18 protein-coding genes are annotated in these 21,220 nt (G+C 69.0%); 11 read left to right on the top strand and 7 right to left on the bottom strand.

The features are described 5' to 3' along the window. Nucleotides 1–8: 8 nt before the first annotated feature. Complete coding sequence (locus IF22_RS0112345) at nt 9–3,317, bottom strand: ATP-binding protein (protein ID WP_030331388.1); 3,309 nt, start codon at nt 3,315–3,317, stop codon at nt 9–11. 171 nt (nt 3,318–3,488) lie between these two features. Between IF22_RS0112345 and IF22_RS0112350 the strand changes: the two genes are divergently transcribed. Both IF22_RS0112350 and IF22_RS0112355 read left to right on the top strand, forming a co-directional pair. Then, nucleotides 3,489–3,941, top strand: a complete 453-nt coding sequence (locus IF22_RS0112350) for a helix-turn-helix domain-containing protein (RefSeq protein ID WP_030331390.1) — start codon at nt 3,489–3,491, stop codon at nt 3,939–3,941. Further along, the gene (locus IF22_RS0112355; RefSeq protein WP_030331392.1) at nt 3,934–4,302 is read left to right on the top strand and encodes a DUF4180 domain-containing protein; all 369 of its coding nucleotides are present in this window, start codon (nt 3,934–3,936) and stop codon (nt 4,300–4,302) included. Before IF22_RS0112350 ends, IF22_RS0112355 begins: the two co-directional genes overlap by 8 nt. Before the next feature lie 12 nt (nt 4,303–4,314). Here the strand turns inward: IF22_RS0112355 and IF22_RS0112360 are convergent, their stop codons facing one another. Then, nucleotides 4,315–4,944: an 8-oxoguanine DNA glycosylase OGG fold protein gene (locus IF22_RS0112360; protein WP_030331394.1), complete on the bottom strand. Its 630-nt coding sequence runs from the start codon at nt 4,942–4,944 to the stop codon at nt 4,315–4,317. Between the two features lie 168 nt (nt 4,945–5,112). Here IF22_RS0112360 and IF22_RS0112365 point away from each other — a divergent pair, with 168 nt between their 5' ends. The 3 genes from IF22_RS0112365 to IF22_RS0112375 all read left to right on the top strand — a co-directional run bounded on the left by IF22_RS0112365 (nt 5,113) and on the right by IF22_RS0112375 (nt 7,317). After that, entirely contained in the window at nt 5,113–5,961 is an 849-nt protein-coding gene (locus IF22_RS0112365) for a YwqG family protein (protein WP_156057494.1), read from the top strand. A gap of 60 nt (nt 5,962–6,021) precedes the next feature. Next, a complete protein-coding gene (locus IF22_RS33740) occupies nt 6,022–6,243 on the top strand; it encodes a hypothetical protein (RefSeq protein WP_030331398.1) in 222 nt (73 codons plus the stop codon). 189 nt (nt 6,244–6,432) lie between these two features. Beyond that, nucleotides 6,433–7,317, top strand: coding sequence for a fibronectin type III domain-containing protein (locus IF22_RS0112375; protein WP_030331400.1), 885 nt, complete (start codon nt 6,433–6,435; stop codon nt 7,315–7,317). A gap of 162 nt (nt 7,318–7,479) precedes the next feature. On the opposite strand, the gene IF22_RS34970 is transcribed toward IF22_RS0112375, so the two are convergent. The 3 genes from IF22_RS34970 to IF22_RS0112395 all read right to left on the bottom strand — a co-directional run bounded on the left by IF22_RS34970 (nt 7,480) and on the right by IF22_RS0112395 (nt 9,951). After that, nucleotides 7,480–8,082 (bottom strand): GIY-YIG nuclease family protein, encoded by a 603-nt coding sequence (locus tag IF22_RS34970; RefSeq protein WP_167337297.1) that lies wholly within the window; start codon nt 8,080–8,082, stop codon nt 7,480–7,482. A 48-nt stretch (nt 8,083–8,130) separates the two neighbouring features. Continuing rightward, nucleotides 8,131–8,775 carry a hypothetical protein gene (locus IF22_RS0112390; RefSeq protein WP_156057503.1) on the bottom strand — a complete coding sequence of 215 codons (645 nt, stop codon included), beginning with the start codon at nt 8,773–8,775 and terminating at the stop codon, nt 8,131–8,133. Between the two features lie 72 nt (nt 8,776–8,847). Then, nucleotides 8,848–9,951 (bottom strand): FAD-binding oxidoreductase, encoded by a 1,104-nt coding sequence (locus IF22_RS0112395; RefSeq protein ID WP_051708397.1) that lies wholly within the window; start codon nt 9,949–9,951, stop codon nt 8,848–8,850. 218 nt (nt 9,952–10,169) lie between these two features. On the opposite strand from IF22_RS0112395, the gene IF22_RS0112400 reads away from it, so the two are divergent. The 6 genes from IF22_RS0112400 (at nt 10,170) to IF22_RS0112425 (ending at nt 18,587) form a co-directional block, all read left to right on the top strand. Beyond that, the gene (locus IF22_RS0112400; RefSeq protein WP_030331410.1) at nt 10,170–10,688 is read left to right on the top strand and encodes a flavoprotein; all 519 of its coding nucleotides are present in this window, start codon (nt 10,170–10,172) and stop codon (nt 10,686–10,688) included. A gap of 335 nt (nt 10,689–11,023) precedes the next feature. Further along, entirely contained in the window at nt 11,024–12,322 is a 1,299-nt protein-coding gene (locus IF22_RS35900; RefSeq protein ID WP_245233615.1) for an NsdA family TPR-like regulatory protein, read from the top strand. Next, nucleotides 12,319–12,882 carry a GNAT family N-acetyltransferase gene (locus IF22_RS0112410; protein ID WP_030331414.1) on the top strand — a complete coding sequence of 188 codons (564 nt, stop codon included), beginning with the start codon at nt 12,319–12,321 and terminating at the stop codon, nt 12,880–12,882. Before IF22_RS35900 ends, IF22_RS0112410 begins: the two co-directional genes overlap by 4 nt. Before the next feature lie 201 nt (nt 12,883–13,083). After that, nucleotides 13,084–14,811: a restriction endonuclease gene (locus IF22_RS34355; protein WP_245233616.1), complete on the top strand. Its 1,728-nt coding sequence runs from the start codon at nt 13,084–13,086 to the stop codon at nt 14,809–14,811. Between the two features lie 197 nt (nt 14,812–15,008). After that, entirely contained in the window at nt 15,009–18,095 is a 3,087-nt protein-coding gene (locus tag IF22_RS0112420) for a DEAD/DEAH box helicase (RefSeq protein WP_030331418.1), read from the top strand. Nucleotides 18,096–18,158: 63 nt separating this feature from the next. Then, on the top strand, nt 18,159–18,587 hold the full coding sequence (locus IF22_RS0112425; protein WP_030331420.1) for a VOC family protein: 429 nt from the start codon (nt 18,159–18,161) through the stop codon (nt 18,585–18,587). Nucleotides 18,588–18,609: 22 nt separating this feature from the next. Here IF22_RS0112425 and IF22_RS33755 read toward each other — a convergent pair whose 3' ends face one another. Both IF22_RS33755 and IF22_RS0112435 read right to left on the bottom strand, forming a co-directional pair. Further along, a complete protein-coding gene (locus tag IF22_RS33755; RefSeq protein ID WP_156057506.1) occupies nt 18,610–19,824 on the bottom strand; it encodes a hypothetical protein in 1,215 nt (404 codons plus the stop codon). A gap of 151 nt (nt 19,825–19,975) precedes the next feature. Next, on the bottom strand, nt 19,976–21,100 hold the full coding sequence (locus IF22_RS0112435) for an epoxide hydrolase family protein (protein WP_030331424.1): 1,125 nt from the start codon (nt 21,098–21,100) through the stop codon (nt 19,976–19,978). Between the last annotated feature and the right edge of the window lie 120 nt (nt 21,101–21,220).

Below are 21,220 nucleotides of genomic sequence, written 5' to 3' on the forward strand. Positions count from 1 at the left end.
CCGTGGGTTCAGAGCCGCCAGGGCAGCGGCTCGGCGGGCCGGTAGCGGCAGGTGGTGCCGGTGGAGACGGAGTCGCGCAGGTGGCTCGCCAGTGCCGGGTGCCGGTCGTCGAGCTTGCGTAGCGTGTCGCGGATCCGCGCGGTCACCGTCTTGCGGGCCCGTTCGGCCTCGTCGCCCAGGCGGCGGCTCCGGCCGGCGAGGCCCGCCGCGGCACGCAGCTCGTCGAGCAGTGCACCCCGCTCGACGTCCAGTTTGGACACCTTGAGGTCGTCATCGCGGGCGGCGGCCCGGTCGATCTCCTCGTCGAGGCGGGCCAGGTGCCGCCGGTAGCGGGCCTTCGCCTCGTCGTCGAGGACCGGGTCGGCTCCCATCCGGCGGGCGGCCACCAGTTCCGGCCCGGCCGCCGGGTCGAGCAGCTCGACCGCCGGCACGTCACTGCCCGGGTGGCTCAGCAGCAGGTGCAGGTCGTGCAACCCCTTGGCATCGGGCAGGTGCACGACCACACCGGCGTACGCGAGTTGCCAGACCGGCCCGTCGCGCCGAAACTCGTACCCCGCGATGGCCGACGCGACCGGCACGGCCTGGCTGGGCGCGGCGGCCTGACCCGGCGCGATGGCCTCGCCCGGCACGGCAGCCTGGCCCGGTACGGCAGTCCGGCCCGGCGCGGGGGTGTGGTCCGGGCGGTCGGTGTCGGGGGTCGTCGGGGCGGCGAGACGGTGGAGCACCTGCGTCATGCCGAGAGCGGTCGCCTCCTGGATGGTGGCGGCCCGCAGCAGGGTCACCGTCGCGGTGTCGTCCGGGCGGCCTCGGCTGGCGAGGGCATGCACGAGGCCGGTGCGGGCGAGCAGCGACCAGGGCCGGGAGCCCAACCGGTCGGCGGAGTGGTGGGCGGCGGTGAAGCCGGCGACGGCGTCGTCCCAGCGGCCCTGGGCGGCGTCGATCAGCGCCAGCCAGTAGTCGACCGGGCCGCTGATGTCGCAGCCGAACAGCCCCACCATCCACTCTCCACGATGCGGGGCGAGCGCGGCCCGTGCGACGTCGCAGCGCTGCGGGTCGGCGGACGCGGCAGCGGCCTGCGCGCGTAGCCGGAGCCAGAGCGGTGACACCGGGCGCGGGTACCGGACGGCGGCGGCCTCGATGCCGGCGGTCAGCCGCACCGCCGTCTCGTCGTCGCCCCGCTCCGCCGCGGTGATCGCTTGCAGCAGCTCCCGGTAGGGGTAGTCGGTCGGGGCCAGCCCGTCCAGCAGGGTGTCGGCCTCGGCGAACCGACCCTCAAGCAGCAGCCGGGACCAGCGCAGGTGATGGCCCATGAACCCGAACTCGGCATGGCTCGGGTCAGCGATGTCGGTGATGTCGGCGAACCGCTCGTCGGCCTCGGCGAAGTCGCCCCGGAAGGCCGCGATGATGGCGCTGTCGACGGAGGCCGCTATCCGGTACCGGGTGGGGTCGCCGTGCCGGTCCGCGTTGACGAAGGTGGTGAACTCCCCGATGAAGCCGGGATCGCCCAGCTCCAGCAGCGCCACCCAGCGCAGCGCGGTGGCCCACAGCTCGGTCTCCCGGTCTGGTGTCCGGCGGGCCACGTCCCGGATCTCGGCGGTGAGCGCGGCGCGGGCCGCCGCGGTGCCCAAACCCCAGGTGGTGTCGTGGCGGGCCCAGAGGCTGAAGGTGAGCGCCTCGTCGTCCTGCCCTCGACGGGCGATCGTCTCGGTCGCGGTGATCAGGTCGGCGACCAGCGTGCCGACCGACGCGTCGGCGGCCGGTTCGCCGATCAGCCGCCGGTACGCCTCGCGCACCAGCTCCGCCGCCTCGACGGAGAAGGCGACCTCGACCTGGCGGGCGCGGTTCACGATGAGGGCGACGCGGGCCAGCAGCACCGGGTCGTCGAGGGTACGAGCCAGCACCCCGGCCTCGGTGAGCAGCGCGATGGCCTCTTCCCGACCGGCGTGGTGGTACTGCGTCTCACCGAACTCGACCAGGATGCGCACTCGTTGTTCCCGGTCGTCGACGACCTCCAGCGCTCGACGGAAGTGCACGGCCGCCTCGTCGCCGGCCAGCCGGACGAACGCGTCCCGCCCGGCGGCGACCAGCAGGGTGGCCACCCGGGCCGGGTCGAGCGCGGGGCCGGCGAGGTAGGCGTGGCGGGCGAGGTCGGCGGGGATCAGCCGTTCGGTGAGCTCCGGCAGGTCGTCGACCGCGCGGACGAGCGCGGCGTGTCGGGCCTGCCGGTCGTCGTCGGTCAGCCCGTCGTAGAGGGTTTCGCGGACCAGGTCGTGGGCGAACGCGAAGCGGCCACCGCCCCGGGAGACCACCAGCCGGGCGGTCACCGCCCGGTCGAGTAGCCGGTCGACCTGCGCGGCCGGGGCGGCGACGCAGGCCGCGAGGACCTGGCGGTGGAACTCACGACCCAGCACAGCGGCGACGGTCAGCGCTTCGACCACGGCGGCGGGCAGCTGGGCCAGGCGGCGGCGCACCGCCTCCCGTACGCCTGGCGCGATCGCGCCGACCGCGTCGTCGGCGTGCCACAGCCGCGCGGTCTGCTCGACGAAGAACGGGTTGCCGCCGGTACGCCGGTGCACCTCGTCGACCAGGCCGGCCTCGGGCTCGCGTCCGGCGGTCCGGGTCATCAGCGCGGCCACCTCGTCGCGGGTGAAACCGGTGAGGGTGATCGTGGTGGCCTTCGCGACGAGCGGCATCAGCAGCGGGCGCAGCGGATGCTCACCCGACTCGACCTCGGCGTCACGGTAGGTGCCGATCAGCAGGAGCCGCTCGAACCAGGTGTGCTGGGCGGCGAAGCTCAGCAACCGCAGTGAGGCCGGGTCGGCCCAGTGCAGGTCGTCGAGGACGACGACCACCGGCCGGTGCTGGGAGACGGCGACCAGTGCGGCGGTCACCGCGTCGTACAGCGCGAACGCCTCCTGGTCGACGCTGTCGGTGTCGACGCCGGCCCAGCTGGCGAGCCGCTCGGCCTGCTGCTTGCTGGCGTCGGTCTCACCGAGAAGTGCCGCGAGGGCCGGCTCGGCGTCCGGTCGCGCCACCGCCCAGTCGTCGGCGGATCGACGCAGGCCGCGCAGCACCTGCACCCACGGCCAGTAGCCGGGGGCGCTGTCGGAATCCCAGCACGCAGCGCCGAGCACCAGCGCGCCACGGTGCCGGGCCTCCCGGGCTGCCGACGTGACGAGGGTCGTCTTGCCGATGCCCGGCTCGCCGGTCACCAGGACGAGGCCGCCGTGACTGGTGGTGGCGCGGTCCAACTCGGCGCGCAACAGGCCCGCAGGATGATCCCGCCCGATGATGGCGTCGCCGCGCCGCGCGTCCATGGTTTCCAGACGGTACGGCAACCGTCCGACACCGCGAGCGAGTTGGCCGGCCGATCCCCTCTCCTGATCCCAGGGGAGCGCACGTGTCGATAGGGCGCTGTCGAGCTGATGTCGCCAATGAATCGACCCTACCTGTCACTAAACTTCCCTATCGGCATAGGATAGGGAACGATGACGGAAGACATGTACTCAGTTGAGCAGGTGGCCGACCGGCTGGGGCTGCACGTGCGGACGGTGCGCAGCTACATCCGCTCGGGCCGGCTGCGCGCGGTGCGGATCGGCAAGCAGTACCGGATCGCCGCCGGTGATCTCGACGCGCTCACCGGTCGGGCCCCGACCGCGCCCAGCCTCGCCAGGCAGGCGGAGGTGTCGAGCATCGTCCAGATCGACGGTGTCGACAGAGCCGCCGCCGACCGGCTCGGCACGCTCGTGCTCACCAGCGCCAACACCGCCCACGACCAGGCCAATCCGCTGCGGGTGCAGACCGTCTACGACGCGCAACGCCACCGCATGAAGATCATCATCCTGGGTGACCCGGCCGCCACCGCCGAGTTGCTGCACCTGCTCGACGCTGTACTCAACGCCGACAACGGCCTGCTCGACCGGGAGGTCCACGATGCCTGACGAGATCCAGGAACGCGCCGGAGTGCCGGTGCTGGTCTGCGACCCCGACGGCCCGCCACTGGCCACCGAGCAGGATGCGCTGGACCTGATCGGGGCGGCGTTCCTCGGCGCCCAGGTGGTCGCCGTGCCGGCCAACCGACTCGACGAACGGTTCTTCTCGCTGGGCACCCGCTTCGCCGGCGACGTGATGCAGAAGTTCGTCAACTACCGGCTGCGACTGGCAGTCGTCGGCGACATCTCGGCGCAGCTCGCGGAGAGTTCTGCGTTGCGCGCGCTGGTGCACGAGTCGAACCGGGGTGGGCACATCTGGTTCCTCCCCGACCTCGACGCGTTGGACACCCGCCTACGCGCCGGCAGATAGCCACCTCACTGGTCAGGCACGACCCGCCATCTCCACCGTGTCCGGCTCCACTCCCCCGACCCGAGCCTGCTCGGCCGCCCAGCGGAGATAGGCCAGCCACTCCTCCGACGACCACCCGTTGCGGCGGCCGACGCCCGCCTCGGCCGGGAGCTGGCTGGCCACGACACGGTCGAGGATCAGGGGTTGCACACCACCCACCCCACGCCGGTAGCCGACGAAGTAGAGGACCTTCGTGAACAGGCCCGGCCCCAACCAGGGCAGACGAGCGTGGTCGGGGTCACTGAAGCGGCGGTACGCCGTACACAACGCCTCCTGGTCGGGCGCTGGTGTGGAAACCTCCTCCAGCGCGTACGCCAGGCGTTTGCCGCCCGGATCGGCGTCGAGCGACCTGGCGGCGCGCCACGGGCCGTACCCGAGGGGTCCGTAAGCCCAGGCCAGCACGGCGGTCAGTAGTTGCCGTGGGCTCGCGGACCCCGCCCGGTACGTGTCGGCCACTACGAAGACGTCGCGCCGCCAGAGCTCCCCGCCAGCTGGCAGGGTGTCGGGCCACGCCTCCGGGGGCAGCCCCGCCCGCCATCTGTCCATGTTGACCCGGACCGGAGCCCGCTCCCCCGGTAACACCACACCCCCGGTCGCCTGCATGGTCGCCTCCCCCAGATCGCGCGCTCGCAGAACTCCGTGGTTCGGACACTATGGTCGGCCGCTTCCACCCGTTGCCTGCCGACAGCAAATCGCGGTATCACGCCTGTCTTTGGGCAGCCAGCATCTGACGGGATCGAGAACGTCGCATGGTTGACCTACGGTGCTCCCGTGCTTCCCCGAAACGTGAAGATCCTCGATCAGGTCCGCGCCGAGGCGCTGCGCCGCGGCATAGCCGCTGGCGACGTGGAGCGCTGGCTGGGGCTTGCCCGCCCGTCTGCCTTTCTGACACAGGGGGGTGACGGGCCGGTTGTGGGTGCCATCCGTGGGCCCGTGATGCTTCCGGCTGACGCCGAGGACCCCGAGTTCCCCCTGATCGCCACCATCGACTGCGCTGCCCTTCCGGCAGACGTGACCGACCTTCCACTACCGTCCGACGGCCAACTGTTGTTGTTCGGCTGGCCCGAGGAAAGCGGCTGGGGCGAGGTCATGTACGTGCCGGCAGGCGTGGCGGTCGAGGAGCGAGAGCAGTACCCGCCTGACTTTCCGCCGGACGACGAAGAGTTCGCCGAGGTCTACGCCGAGATCCCACCGGGCGATCTGCACCTCACCGTCGACATCTCGCTGCCCTACGTCAAGACGATCCCGGGGCCCCCGTGGTCTCCGCCGCTGCCGGGAGACCCCCCGTTCGAAGAGATGACCGAGTTGTGGAAGGACGTCCTGGGCAAGGTGCCGGACGGCCCGTTCTCTGGAGGCTGGACGCCGCTGCTGTTGGGCGGCTACGGCACTGAATGCAACGGCTTCAACCCCGCCTGGTTGGGCGCCAACCCCTCGGGCCGGTCCGGCCACGACGGAGGGGTACGCGGTGGCGGGCCACCCGACCATGGTGACTGGGTGGTGCTGGCCGAATTCCACGGAGGCAGACAGGGCGGCGCGAGCATCCACTGGGTGATCCAGCGTGCCGACCTGAAGGAGCGACGCTTCGACCAGGCGAGAGTCCTCGTCTACTGGAACCCGTGAGGCCGCTGGAGCTGACGGGGGCTCAGGACTAGCCGCACAGGGACCGGGTACGCGCGATCCATGGGTAGCCACAAGCAGAACAAACACGACAGCGGCGGCGAGTCGGCACGAGGCCGGCGGCATTCGGGCAGCGGCGCTCCGGGCCGCCAGGGCTCGCCCGTGGAGCACTCGCCCGACCAACGGCACCGCCGTACCGCGACCGGCCCGGCCGGCACCGAACGCGACCTGGGCCGGGCCAAGGTCTCGGGCGACGGGCGGATCCAGCGCCAGGGCGGCTCCTGAGCCGACCACCCAGCCGGTGCAGCCGCTCGCGTGTTCGCAGGGCGCCTGCATCGGCTGGTCGGTCTCTACGGCGTGGCGCGGGCATCATCTTCGAGCCGACCCGTCGCGTAATGGACTGGGCCCGTCGTCGGCGCGCACTGAACTGACGGACGATGGATGGCCATCGATGCGCATGCATACCATTCGGCTATGCCTGCTCGCCGCGTCACCGCCACCATCGCCCTAGCCACGCTGGCGAGCCTGCTCGCCGTCAACGCCGCCCGGGCCGACGGCCCGGCGATCAGCACCCCCGGCGCACCCACGGTGGTGGCCAACGAACCGCATCAGCTCACGCTCAGCTGGACGCCCTCCGCCTGGGTCGAGCCTGGCAACGAGCAGCCGATCAACTACGAGGTGCAGGTGCCGCTCGGGCCGAACACGTACCGCTTCCTCGGCTCCACCACCGACACCACGATCACGCTGACCGACCTCGCGCCCGGCACGACGTACCGGATCGGGATTGCCGCCCGCGCACTCGGCGGCTACTCCGACACCTCGCCCACCACCACAGTGCGCACCGCGGCGGGCCGCGCGACGGTCAGCTACTTCAACCTGGACTGGTCCCCGACGAACAACCAGATCCAGCACCTGCTGAAGGTGACCAACACCGGCACCGGGCCACTCGACCTGAGCACCGTGCAGGTCCGCTACCACCTGCGCTTCGAGGGCGCCAACACCTCGCTGGTGCCGAACTGCGACTGGGCCGCACTGGGCTGTGACCGGATCCGGCAGACCGTGCAGTTCTTCATCCCGCCAGGCGGGCCGCCCAGCGGGATGACGACCCCGGCGCCGCCGAGTTACCCGGTCCCCGGAACGCCAGTCCCCGGCTGGGTGGAGCTGACCTTCACCGAGGGCACGCTCGCGCCCGGCCAGTCGACCGGGCCGATCCAGCTACGGCACCACCGGCACAGCTGGAGCACCATCGACGAACGCGACGACCCGAGCTGGCTCGCCGCCACCGGCCAGTGGACCGAGAACGACCGGATCACGCTGGACGTCGACGGGGTACGCGAGTTCGGCGACACCTACTCCTGACCGCGCGCCTGGTGGTCGCGGCGCGAACGGGCGTCCGGCCCGACTTGTCCTGACGAGCGTGATGCCTGTGAGTCATATTGATGCCTCACAGGCATCACGCTCTACCGCGAACTACCCCCGACCATCCCGCACCCTGGCTCTGGCTTCTGGCGTTCTACGACGTCAAGGCATGCATGCCACGTCGCGTCGGTGCCGAAGCAGCGCTTCCGGGTCTGGCAGGTCTTCGATCCTCCTCGGTAGGCGGATCCGCTGGCCGTGGTAGCCGGAGTAGTGCTCGGTGCCTCCCACGACGTGCAAGACGTACGACTCGTCAATCCAGATCAACCCTCGGTCCAGCAGGTCGTCAACGTTCAACACCTGCGCGGAGACCTCTGGCAACCTCGCTTCCTTCGGCACATGCCTGTTGAATCGAGGCCCAAGGGTCGCGACCAGCGCCTCCTTCACGCCCCGCGCATCGTCGGTCCGCGGCCAGCGGAGGTCGCAGTGAGCCAACCAATTGGCGATGTCAGCAGCCGCAGCCGGAGCACCGTGCTGGTCGAGCAGCCGGCCGACCTGGTCGTGCAGGACCGACGAGCCCCGATTGCCGGTCAGGTGCTGGCGGAGGCGTCGACGTAGATCCCCGGTCGAACCGACGTAAACGACCTCGCCGTTCTCGACAACCACGTGCACACCGGGCGTTTGGGGAGCGTCACCGGCGGTGTCCCGTGTGTAGGGCCGCGCGGGGCTGAAGCCGGACAGCGGATCGTCGGAGGAAGTGTCGGACACGCCCAGACGCTACTGACCTGAAACATTTTTCGCGGTCCCGCGAAGCCGTCACCGTGCTCGTGCGACTGGCAGGTCCTCGACGTGGCCCCATTTGAGTTCGGTGCCACCGAGCAGAGCCGCCTCGCCCCACGAGACCCGGAGCAAACCTTCGTCGGAGTTGCAGGCGAACCCGACGAGCAGCACCCTCGGCTCGTCGGTCATCTGCTCCACGGCCTCCCGAAGAGCCGAGCGGTCGCGGGCCTCCTCCGGCGTGAGCGGCATCAGCGGCAGAGTGACCTCCTCATGGCTCGGCTCAGGCCCAAAGAGGATCAACAGGTCTCGGATCAGCCGGTTGAGGTCACGCCCCGGGCGGGCGTCGCGCATGTCCAGGTCGCTCCGCGTCGTGTACCGCCAGGGCAGCAGAAGGTGGCCCCGACAGATGGTGACTCTCACCTGCGCACCCGGTGGGTGCACGCCCACCACATCGGGGAGGTCGTGCAGATATTCGTGCAACACCTCGTACTGCTGCTTCCACCGAACCGGGCCGAACGCATGATCGGTGTCCAACTCCGACGCGTCACGGGCGTCCTGGGCAAGCTCGACCGCGCGGCGCAGCGCCGCAGGGATCTCCGTGCGCAAAGTGGTTGCCAGCGGCAGCCCGAACTTTTCGATCGACCACCGGGACGGACCGTCAGCATCCCGCACGTCGCTCACCCCCCGCACTGAGACGAACACGCTCAGGCATGAAGCGTCTCATGTCGATCGATGGATGAGAAGGCGCAGCGATCAGTGGGCGAAGCCTTTGGGCAGGTGGAGCCGGGCGGCCGGAACGCCGAGGGCGAGCAGCAGTGGTCGCGCACGGGCCAGCATCGCGGGTGGGCCGCAGAGGTAGATGTCCTGATCCGGCTGGTGGTGTTCGAGGGCGATGGTCAGGGCGTCTCCCCGTTCGGCCGGCTCCGCGCCGGGGTCGTCGGACAACGCCGGCACAATGGTCAACCAGTCGTGGGCGCATTGCAGCTTGTCGAGGGCGATCGAGTCGTACAGGTCGGTGAAGGTGCGCGCGCCGACGATCAGCGTCACCCGCCGGCCGTCCGGTGCGGCGGCGACCTGCTCGACCAGGGCGCGTAGCGGCGCCAGGCCGGTGCCGCCTGCGACGAGGAGCAGATCGCCCGTGCTCGCCGGATCGAGGCTCAGCCCGGTGTCGAGGGGTGGGCCGAACCAGAGCAGCTCGCCGGGGCATACCTGATGGACCAGGCGGTGGCAGACGGTGCCGGCGGGTACGGCGCGGACGTGCAGCTCGACGGTGCCGTCCGCGCGTGGGGCATTGGCCGGGGAGAGCCAACGCCAGTGACCGGGTAGGCGCGGGGTGCAGACCGGCACCGCCTGACCTGGTTGGAAGGGCAGCCGGCGCCAGGGACGTACCGTCAGGATGGCGATGTCGGGCGACGGCCGGTCGTGGTCGATCACCTGGACGTGCCACCAGGCCGGGCCGTCGCCGGCCTGCGCGGCGGCGCGGCGGATGGCGTGCGTGGCGTGGCACCGGGCGCGCCCGGCGGCGATGGCGAGCTGCGGCGTCCACAGTGTTTGCGCGTGGCGAACCACGGTGGCGAGCAGCGCGTCGCCGATGGTGGTGGCATGCGGGAGCAGGTCGAAGTGACGGTACGCACGGCCGAGCACCCGGAGCAGCGCCGCCCGGTTCGCCGGGTCGTCGCCGCCGACCAGGAGGCGGCCCAGCGCGGTGAAGAACAGCGGCGCGTCGCGGTGTGGGAGTAGCCCGGTTCGGCGGTCTTCGAGGGTCCACCAGAAATCGGCGGCGGCCCGCACGTCGACCGACTCCCAGGCGGCGACCAGACTCGGGCGGTCGGGGTCGTCGTCGATCACGGTGGGCATGCCGGCTCCAAGACGTTGCTTCATGGATGGCACCGGGGCGGGCGGGAGGAGTTGCGCCGTTGAGGGCCGGCGCAACTCCGGGACAAGGCACCCGCCCCGGGCCATACGACGACTGTCCCGGCTGACCAGGTACGACGGCATGTCACAGTGATCATCGACGGCATGCGCGATCCGCATGCGGTCGACGTCGCGACGATCGAATCGGGCAGACTGCGGGCATGACGGAACGCCCGGTGCTGTATCTGGTCGTCTGCGCCGCAGGCCCGGCCGAACACATCGACGAGCTGGTCGACCTCCTGATCGCCGACGGGTGGCAGGTCTGCATGATCGTCAGCCCGACCGCCGCGCCGTGGCTCGACCGTCAGGCGCTGCAAGACAAGACCGGCTATCTGGTACGCGTGGAGTGGCGGATGCCCGGCGACCCCGAGCCGCACCCACCGGCCGATGTGGTGCTGGCCGCGCCCGTCACGTTCAACACGGTGACGAAATGGGCGCTGGGCATCAACGACACGCTGGCGCTCGGCGTCCTCAACGAATCGCTGGGCGCGGGGTTGCCGATCATCGCGTTTCCGCACACCAAGGCGGAGTTGGCGGCGCATCCGGCCTATTCCGGTCACCTGGAGGTTCTGCGTGCTGCCGGCGTGGTCGTGGCCGACGGCAAGCCGCTGGACTCGATGAACGGGCCGGGGCGTTGGGGCGTGGTCATCGACGCGCTGCGGACGGCACGCACGTCCTGAACGGTTGCCGCCTATTGGCGGTCCTTTGACGATATGCGTCGTGCGTATACCAGCGCACTACGCAGCGTGTTCAATGGATAGGCTCGGATGAGGCGAGACGGACGGAGCCGCCGGTGACCCACGCGAACTGCCCTCGGTGCGGCGGACGGCTGGCCCGGGACAACGACAGCGGACGGTGTACGCCGTGCCAGGCCGCCGAGCGGGACCGGTTGAGCACGCCACCGGTGGTGCCGGCGAGCTTCTGGGAGCACGAGCCGGTGCGACATGCCCTCGCCGAGCGGCATCTGGGGCGGGTGATCAGGGCGTACCGGTGCCATCCGTACCACGGTCGGGTCGTGTTGCCGCAGACCGTGGTGGCCGGGTGGTTGGGGATCACGCAGGCGCAGCTCAGTCGGGTGGAGAACGGACCACCGCTCGTGCACCTGGACCGACTCGTGCACTGGGCGAAGCTCCTTGGGATGCCGGCAAGGAGCCTCTGGTTCCGTCTTCCTGGTCAGGATTGCTGGCCCGATGCAAGCCCCATGGGTGGCGAAGCAATCAGCGCGCCGCCCGATGATCAGGTGGTTGAGCGAGGCAACCCTGCAGCCGTGGCGGTTAGCGTGGGGCAGGCATCAAGCAAAGGGGGTGGCGCTACGGACCGTCGACGCTTCAACGTACTGGCCGCGCTCGCGGGACTCGCTGCGGCTGGTCACACGTACCTGCTCCCCGGGCCGTCTGTGGAGGTTCCGGGAAGCATTGGCATGGAGCAGGTACGGCTCGCCAGTTCCCTGGTCGAGGATCTCCGGCGGGCCGACGCGGCCGTCGGGGCCGACCTGCTCTGCGACGTCGCCATGCAAGCGCACACGAGGCTGTCGGACTGGGCAGCGCGGGCGAGCTACAGCCGGGAGGTCGGTGACGCGCTCCAAAGCGCCCTTGCTGATTTATCCATCGAGACTGCCTGGCTCGCCATCGATGCTGATCGCCGGTCTGAGGCGCGGCCGTACCTACATGAGGCCATCACTCGTGCGCGAATCGCGGACGACCCACAGGTGGAGGTGCGTGCCCTCACGCACCTGTCGCTGCTGATCCGCGAGAGTCAGCCCGGCGAGTCACTGCACTGCGCCGAAGCAGCCCTACGAATCTCCGCCGGATGGGCCACACCTCGACTCACCACGTTGCTGCACCTGCGACGGGCACCTGCATACGCGGTTCTCGGGGATGCCAGCGGATTCAGTCGCGAGATGACCAAGGCCCGCCGAGAGTTGGATCGTGGCCCTCACGAGGATGACCAGGGTTTCGTGCACTTCGTGAACGCCCAAGAGTTGAACGGGATCGAAGGGCTCTCGTACCTTGCCCTCGGCAGACCCGAACGCGCTGTCCAGTCGTTGCGCGCGATCACTGCCAACCCCTCACCTAGTCATCGGCGGAACCAGGTGTACTACACGGTGCGACTCTCGGAGGCGACGTACCAGCAGGGTGACGTCAACGCGGCAGCACGTATCGCCCTGGACGTCCTGCCTGCTGTGCGCCAGATCAACTCGAAGCGGGTAAGTCAGCATCTCGCGCAGGTGCGCGGGAGCTTGGCGGCGCCACTGCAAGCGACCACGACGACCCGTCAGTTCGTTGATGCATACGACCAGGCGGTGAACGTGTGATCAAAGGTCTGCAACTTCGCCATCACAGCGCCGACGAGGCTGAAGGAATCACCGATCAACTTGTGGACCTCTACTTGGAGGTCTATGCAGGCTGCGGCGAGTTCTACAGTGAGGAGCGTTACCGGCACCAACTCGACCTCCACATGCAGCGAGCTGGGTGGAAGCTCGTCACTGCAACCGTTGAAGGAGCTTTGGTCGGATACATCTACGGGTTCCCGCTACCTCCAAACACGCGATGGTGGGAAGGCATTCACGAGCCCGTGCCGCCCGGGTTCACCCAGGAGGACGGGAAGCGCACCTTCGCGCTCAGCGAGCTGTTGGTGCACTCCGGTTGGCGGCGTCAGGGCATCGCAAGGGTGCTGCATGAAGACCTGATCGGTAGTCGAGCAGAGTCCCGAACGACGCTCCTGGCCCGTCCTGACAATGTCGCCGCGCAGACCGCGTACCGTTCCTGGGGCTGGGGCAAGATCACCAAGCTGCAACCGAGCTGGGAAGACGGACCAATCTTCGATGTCTTGGTTCGCAGCGCCACAGGGAGCCGCACCGACTCAAGTGGATGACTGCGGTGGTCAGGGATTGTGGGTGCAGGCACGGCGTGAGCCAGCAATCGGTCCACGGCTGCCATTAACGCTGCCCGTTGCCCAACTTCACTGGCAGGTCTCTCTCGCATCGAGCCGAACGCCGGCCAAGTGCAGCAACTAGGGTTGCCAGGCACGCATCGCACGGGTGCATCTGTCGGAGATCCGACACTAAGAACGTTAATGAACACGAACAAGGCAGGACGTAAGGTTCTGTCCAAGAATTTTGATTACAGCCGCAGAGCGGGTGTCGGGACGCCGAGTTACTGGCTATGGTGTCCGAACCGCAGTCGTCGCGACCTTAGGAATGGCGTGGGGATTCTCAAGGAAATGCAACGGGCGCAAGCTCGCCACGCGCGCGCCCAGAGGCAGGCTCAAGCCGCCGCCTACCGGCATCATCAGCACCTACACCGTGAGGCAGATCGCGCCAGGAAGGCCGCAGAGCGCGCGTCCGCCGCGAATGAACGAGAGCGCAAGCGACTCTACGCGGAGGCGCGCAATGCCGAGGTTGCGGCAAACAACTCGGACCTACAGACGCGCATAGAGGAGCTCGATGGCTTGCTGCTGGCCACGCTTGATGTGGACGATCACATTGATTTTCGGCGCCTTCGCAAATCGGTAAATCACCCACCCTTCCAACCAGGGCCTCTCGGCACTCCCCTGTCACCACCGGATTGGCGACGTTTCGAACCCCCTGCCCCATCCGGCATTGGGAAGCTATTCGGCGGTCAGGCCAAGTATCAGCAGCATCTCGCCCAAGCGCACCACGCCTTCGCGCAAGCGCAGGCACAGCACGCAGCCGCAGAGGCCGAACGGCAGCGCCGGTTAGCTCTCGCATATCAGGGATACCAACAAGACCGGGCGAAAGTCGAGGCCGAAATTAAGGCGCACAACGCCGAGGTCGATCGCTTTGCAGGCGCAGTGGCCGCCGGGGACCCCGCTGCGGTGGTGGATTACTTCGGGATGGTGCTCGGTAACTCGGTCTACCCCGACGACTTTCCCCAGCACTACCGACTGGCATACGTGCCCGAATCCCGGCAGCTCGTGGTGGAATACCACTTGCCGACGTTGGACGTGATTCCAGCTGTGCGAGAGTACCGCTACGTCAAAACCCGTGACGAGATCAGCACCGTGGCGCGCCCGGCAAAGGAAATAAGGGAACGCTATGCAAGCATCGTGAGCCAAGTGACTCTGCGGACAATCCATGAACTCTTCGAGTCCGACCGAGCCGGACTGGTAGAGACAATGGTCTTCAACGGCATCGTCGACACAACCGACCCGCGCACTGGTACTGCTGTTCAACCCTGCCTTGTGACACTCCGAACGACCCGCGAAGTGTTTACCGCCCTGACGCTGCGCAGCGTCGATCCAGGCGCATGTCTGCAACACCTGAACGCGTCGGTTTCGAAGCGTCCCGAGGCCCTTGCGCCAGTTCGACCGGTGCTTGAGTTCGACATGGTGGACAAGCGGTTCATTGACGAGGTCGACGTGCTGGCCGACCTCGACCAGCGACCAAATCTTCTAAGGCTGACGCCGGGCGAGTTTGAGAGCCTTATCCAAAACCTATTCGCCAAGATGGGCCTCGACGCTAAACAAACGCGTGCGTCACGGGACGGTGGTGTGGATTGCGTGGCGTTCGATCCTCGACCCATTTTCGGTGGCAAGGTCGTCATTCAGGCGAAGCGCTACCGCAACACCGTAGACGTTTCTTCTGTACGTGACCTATATGGAACCCTTCAGAATGAAGGCGCGTCTAAGGGAATTTTGGTTACAACAAGCGGATATGGCCCCGCCTCATACGAGTTCGCTTCAGGCAAGCCATTAGAGTTAATCGACGGCTCAAACCTGCTCTACCTGCTGGCCGAGCATGCAGAAGTTAAGGCTCGCATCGATCCAACTGACTTGGACTGATTTATGCCTGGACCAGCCGGTCAGCCAAGCCAAACCAGGATTCTGCAGTTCACTCACATTGAGAACTTGCCGACCATGCTCGCCGTGGGCAAACTCTTTGCCGACAGCATGGGTCGGTACGAGGCTGGCCACGACGTGATGGCCCCCAGCATCGAGGACAATCGCTGCAGACGCGCCTTGGCTGATTGGCTGTCAGGATGACGGATCTTGAGCGGGGTGTGTACGAGCACCTCATCACCCGCGAGCTGGCCAACCAACTCCAGCACGTCGATCCCGCCCTGATCCAACACCACAAACTCGACCCAGCCGACGCGCACCACACCCTCGCCCGGCACATCGCCGCCCTGGCCGCCCGCGCCCTCCAATCCCTCCCCAACGGCGACGACAAGCTCCACCACCAGGTCGCAATGGCGAACCAGATCGCCGACGCCATCGCCGCCCTGAGCCCGAAGGCCGCGACGGAGCAGGACCAGGTCACCGACGCCAAGCACCTGCTCCACGCCATCGCCGCCCCACCAACCTCACCCGCGGAACCCACCTTCCCGCAGCGCCCGACCACTCCCCTCTCCACCGGCGCGCTGCTGGTCAACGGCCGTCACCAGCCCCGCATCGGCCACGAGGTCAACCACGAGATGGCCTCCGCCGAGCAGGTGGATCTGCTCTGCGCGTTCATCAAGTGGTACGGCCTCCGCGTCGTCGAGCACGCCATCCGCGACCTGATCGCCCGGGGCGGCAAGGTTCGCGTCATCACCACCACCTACCTCGGCGCAACCGATCAGCGAGCACTGGACCGACTCAAAGAGCTCGGCGCTGAGGTCAAGGTGTCCTACGAGACGCGAACCACCCGCCTGCACGCCAAGGCGTGGCTGTTCCGCCGCAAGAACGGCACCACCACCGCGTACGTCGGCTCGTCGAACCTGTCGAAGACCGCGCTGGTGGACGGCGTGGAGTGGAACGTCCGCATCTCGAACATCGAGCAGCCGCACGTCATCGACACGTTCACGGCGACGTTCGAGGACTACTGGAACGACCCGGCGTTCGAGGCGTACGACGCGGACAGGGACGCCGAACGCCTGCGGCAGGCACTCACCGGAGAACGCCGCGACGAAGCACCAACCGAGATCTCGAACCTGGACGTGCGCCCGTACCCGTACCAGGCGGAAATCCTTGCCGACCTGGACGCGGAGCGGTTGGTGCATGGACGGTGGCGCAACTTGGTGGTGATGGCGACCGGCACGGGCAAGACCGTGGTCGCTGCCCTCGACTACCGCCGGCTACATAAGGCGGGCCGCGCAGACTCGCTGCTCTTCGTCGCTCACCAGGAACAGATCCTGCGGCAGAGCCTGTCCACGTTCCGGCAGGTCATGGGGGACGGCAGCTTCGGCGAAACTTTGGTCGCGGGCGAGAAGCCGAACGGCTGGAAGCACGTCTTCGCCTCCATTCAGTCGCTGCACCGCCGGGAGGTCGACCCCGAGGCGTACGACATGGTGATCGTCGACGAGTTCCACCACGCCGAGGCACCGACGTACACGCGGCTGTTGGAGCGGTTGCGCCCCCGCGTACTCCTGGGCCTGACCGCGACCCCCGACCGGACCGATGGCGGCGACGTGCGCCGGTGGTTCGACGGCCGCGCGGCTGTTGAGCTGCATCTGTGGGACGCGTTGGAGAGGCAGTTGTTGGCGCCGTTCCAGTATTTCGGGCTGCACGACGACGTGGACCTGTCGCAGGTCACCTGGAAACGTGGCCAGGGCTACGACCTGGCAGAACTCAACGGCCTCTACACCGGCAACCACGCGCGGGCGCGGTCGGTGCTGCGCGCGGTCAGCGACAAGGTGGACGTCGGTCGGATGCGGGCGCTCGGGTTCTGCGTCAGCATCGGGCACGCGGAGTTCATGGCCGACTGGTTCAGGCAGCACGGCGTCGCGGCGGCGGCGGTGACCTCGGGAGTCGACCGCTCGACGCAAAAGGGAATGCTGCGGGACTTCAAGGCCGGCAAGTTGCGGGTGCTCTTCACTGTGGACCTGTTCAACGAGGGCGTCGACCTGCCGATGGTCGACACGATCCTGATGCTGCGGCCCACCGAGAGCGCCACGATCTTCCTGCAACAGCTCGGTCGTGGCCTGCGCCTCGACGACGACAAGCCCTGCCTCACGGTGCTCGACTTCATCGGCGGGCAGCACGCCAACTTCCGCTTCGACCTACGGTGGCGTGCCCTGACCGGGGTGAGTCGACGAGCGATCACCGAGGCGGTCCGCGACGACTTCCCGAGCCTGCCCAGCGGCTGCCACGTCGAACTGGACCGGGTGGCCAAGGAAGTCGTGCTGGCCAACCTGAAGAGCGCGCTGCCCACCTCGAAGACCGGCCTGGTGACCGAGCTGCGACAGCTCGGCGACGTCAGCCTGGCGACGTTCCTGCGCGAGACCGGCCTGGAGGTCGAGGACGTGTACCGGTCGGCCAGCATCGGCGGCTGGACCGGGCTGCGGCGGCTCGCCGGCATCGAGACGTCCGCCGCCGGCCCCGATGACCGGGACCTGGGCCGGGCCATCGGGCGGATGCTGCACACCGACGACATCGACCGGCTGGAGCTGCTGACCCGAGTCGCGGCCGGACCGCCCGCGCCAGGTCAGCAGGTGTACGCGGGCAACAGTCGACTGTTGGACATGCTGCACTTCAGCCTCTGGGGGCCGAACGCCCCGCTGTCGACGCGCGATGAGCGGCTGGCACGGCTGTGGAAGGAAACGGCCCGCTGCACGGAGTTGCGGCAGCTCGCCGAGGTGCTGCGGGACCGCATCCACCGGGTGATGCCGACCGTCGCTTCGGGCGCGGTGCCGTTGCGGGTGCACGCCCGGTACAGCCGCAACGAGGCTTGTGCCGCCTTCGGGATGACCAACCCGGGGTCACTGCGTGAGGGGGTGAAGTGGCTGCCCGACGCCCAGGCCGACCTGTTCTTCGTCACCCTGGTCAAGTCGGAGGCGCACTACTCCCCCACCACCATGTACGCCGACCGGGCCATCACCGACACGTTGTTCCAGTGGGAGTCGCAGAGCACCACGTCGGCGGCGTCGGCGACCGGGCAGCGCTACACGTCGGGCGGCTCGACAGTGCACCTCTTCGTACGGGAAACCCGCATCGCCGACCGTGACCTGGGCGCACCGCCGTACCTCTACGCCGGCACCATGACCTACGACTCGCATACCGGCGACCGACCTATGCGCGTCCTGTGGCACCTCGACCACGCCCTACCCGCTGACGTGTACGCCACCGCCCGGACGATCGCCGCCTAGCCCTGCACAGTCACTGCTATGGGATCAGGCCGCGAGCGTGCTGCTGGCGATAGGTTGAAGACCATGGAGCAGCGGATCAGCCTGATCACCCTGGGCGTCGCGGACGTGGCCCGCGCGAAGGCGTTCTACGAGCAGCTCGGCTGGCGGGGCCAGGAGGTCGAGGAGACCGTCTTCTTCCAGGCCGGCGGCTTGGCCGTCGTCCTGTGGGGCCGCGACAAGTTGGCCGAGGACGCGGGCATCGAAGGGCCGGGCACCGGCGCGATGACCCTCGCCCAGAACGTCCGTTCCCGGGCCGAGGTCGACGAGGTGATCGCCACCGCGACCAAGGCCGGCGCCACGATCACCAAGCCGGCCCGGGAGACCTTCTACGGCGGCTACGCCGGTTATTTCGCCGACCTGGACGGCCACCTGTGGGAGATCGCCTGGAACCCGGGCTTCGCCCTCGCGGAGGACGGCTCCCTGACCGTTCCCGACTTCAGCGCCATGAACTGAGCCGCGCCGACACGGACGCTGATCAGGGTGCCGGAGACGGGCAGAGCAGCGGGTCCAGCAACGGCAGTTGAAGTGGGTCCAGGCAGATCGCCAGCAGCCCCGGATCCGATGAGGGCGTCGCCGTAACAGTCGCGGTCGGCGTCGGCGTGAGCGACGCGACGGGCGGTGTCGGCGGGGCTGACGCGGGTGGGTCGGTGGTGGGGGCCGGGTCAGGTGTGGGCACCGGACTGGCCGGCGGGGCCGGGGCGACGGTCGGCGCAGCGGTCGACGGCAGGGCCACCGCCACGACAGGGGGATCCACTGTAGAGACGGCCGGCGGAGTCGACCGTCGGACAGCCGGACTCCATACGGCGCTCTCTGCTGAGCCAATCCGCGACCGGGGTGCCACGGGCGCGGCGGGGCCGATCGGAACGAGGAGCGCCCCGACCCTCGGAACTTCCATGGTCACGATGTCCGCCGAGGCCACCGGCCCGTGTGAACCCCACGCGCCAGGTCCCAGAGCACCGGGGCCCAGCGCACCCGGGCCGAGGGTCACGAACACCACTGCCGCGACGGCGGCAGCGCCGAGTGCCCGTCGGTCGGGGCGTACCGCGGTCAGGGGTGCGTCCTCCGGTTCCGCCAGGACAACGGGCGCGGGGCGGGCGGCCCGATGCGCGGCCAGCAGCGCGTCGACCTGCGCGATGACGGCGGCGCGATCGTCGGCGGCGGCGAGGGTGAGGTAGAAGCGGAAGTTCACCACGGCGCCCACCGGGACCAGGAGGCCGGACAGTCGACCGCGATCAGGCAGCAGGGTGACCGGGACGTCCGGGTGGTGGGCGGGGCCGATCAGGTCGGCGTACCGCCACTCGCGCCGGTGTTCAGCGCCGCCGAAGGCGACCCGTCGACTGGTCACCACGGCCATGCCCCTGTCGACGGTCCGCAGCCCCGCCGGCAGTGCGTCAGAAGACGGCTCAGCGAAGGAACACCAGCCCGGGGTGGGCAGGCCGGGGACGTGCCGCCCCTCGGCCTCGACGAGCGTGGCGACGGGGAGGACGCGGAAGACGAGTTCGTCGTCGTCGAGGTCCACCGGCAGGCCGGTGCGCGGCTGCGTACACCCGAGGAAGCTGGCGGCTTCGATGCGGAGCCGACCCAGGTGGTCGTCGCGGCGCCGCCAGGCGTCGGTGGCGTCGCGGTACGCGCGCTGCCGCCGCTCGTTCTCGCGCTCGGCCCAGGCGATCCGCCAGGGGGCACAGGCCACAGAGGTCACGGTCACACGCGGTACAACCGCTCACGTACGTGACAGGCAACGCGCACCGGATCGATGCATCCCGTTGCGTCCGAAAGGAGAGAATTTCCGGCAGCGGCGGAGCCGGCCACGCTGGGCTCGGCTCCGCCGCCGCGCATCGCCCCTACAGCGAGGTGAAGAACTGCCTCATCTCAGTGGCCAGCAGGTCCGGCTCCTCCAGCGGCATGAAGTGCCCGCCCCGGCCCGGCTCACTCCAGTGCCGGATGTCGGTACAGGCCCGTTCCGCGATCGAGCGAGGGAAGTTGGCCATCGCGGGTTCGGTGCTCACCGTGAACGCGGCCGGCACGGTGATGTCGGGTCGAGGCGTGTTGTGGCCGAAGTCCGCGTACTGCCGGAACGACGAGCCGATCGTGCCAGTCACCCAGTAGAGCGTGATGATGGTGAGCAGGGTGTCCCGGTCGATGCTGTTCGCCAGGTCCCCGTGGTTGTCGCTCCAGTCGCGGTACTTGTCGACGATCCAGGCGGCCAGCCCAGCGGGTGAGTCGGCGAGCGCCGCCGCGAGAGTGTCCGGGCGGGTGCCCATGATGGCGCTGTAGCCGCCGTCGGTCTCGTCGTACGCGGTTTCGGCGTCCAGGTACGCCTGCTCGGCCGCCGACAGCGGACGGGCGTCGAAGCTGGCCGGGAACGGTGGATGGATCATGTGGATGCCGGCCACCTGCTCCGGATAGAGGGCGCCCAGCCAGCCCGTGACCACTCCCCCGACGTCGCCGCCGAAGGCGCCGTACCGCTCGTAGCCGAGCACGTCGGTCATCAGTTCGTGCAGCGTCCGAGCCAGCAACGCCCGGGTGACCGGCTCGTCTGGGACCTCCGAGAAGCCGAAGCCGGGCAGTGACGGCACCACCACGTCGAAGCCGCCGCCGGCAGGGCTGGTCAGCCGGTCGACCAGGGGCAGCATCTCGACGAAGCTGCTGGGCCAGCCATGGCTGAGGATCAACGGCAACGGCGCGGGCGTACCCGCCGGGCGCGCGGCCCGGACGTGCAGGAAGTGCAGCTTCCGGCCGCCGACGACGGCCAGGTGCTGGGGGTACGCGTTGAGCTCGGCTTCGTGAGCGCGCCAGTCGTACCCGTCGTGCCAGTAGGACACCAGGTCCCGCAGGTAGTCGGGGTCGACGCCGCCCTGCCACGGCTGGTTGCCGCCGCGGTCGGTGAAACGGGTACGGGCCAGTCGGGCCCGTAGGTCATTGAGGACCGCATCGGGCACGTCGATGCGGAAGGAAGAGAAAGACATTGGTCCTCCGACAAGGAGGGCGCTCCCCGACGCGGAAGGTCAGCTGAGGGGGACGGCGGAGAGGAGCGCCCAGGAATGACGATGGGTGGTCACCGGGCTCACCTCCTCTCGTGGCTGACG

The organism is Micromonospora parva, assembly GCF_000718515.1.
Lineage (GTDB): Bacteria > Actinomycetota > Actinomycetes > Mycobacteriales > Micromonosporaceae > Micromonospora > Micromonospora parva.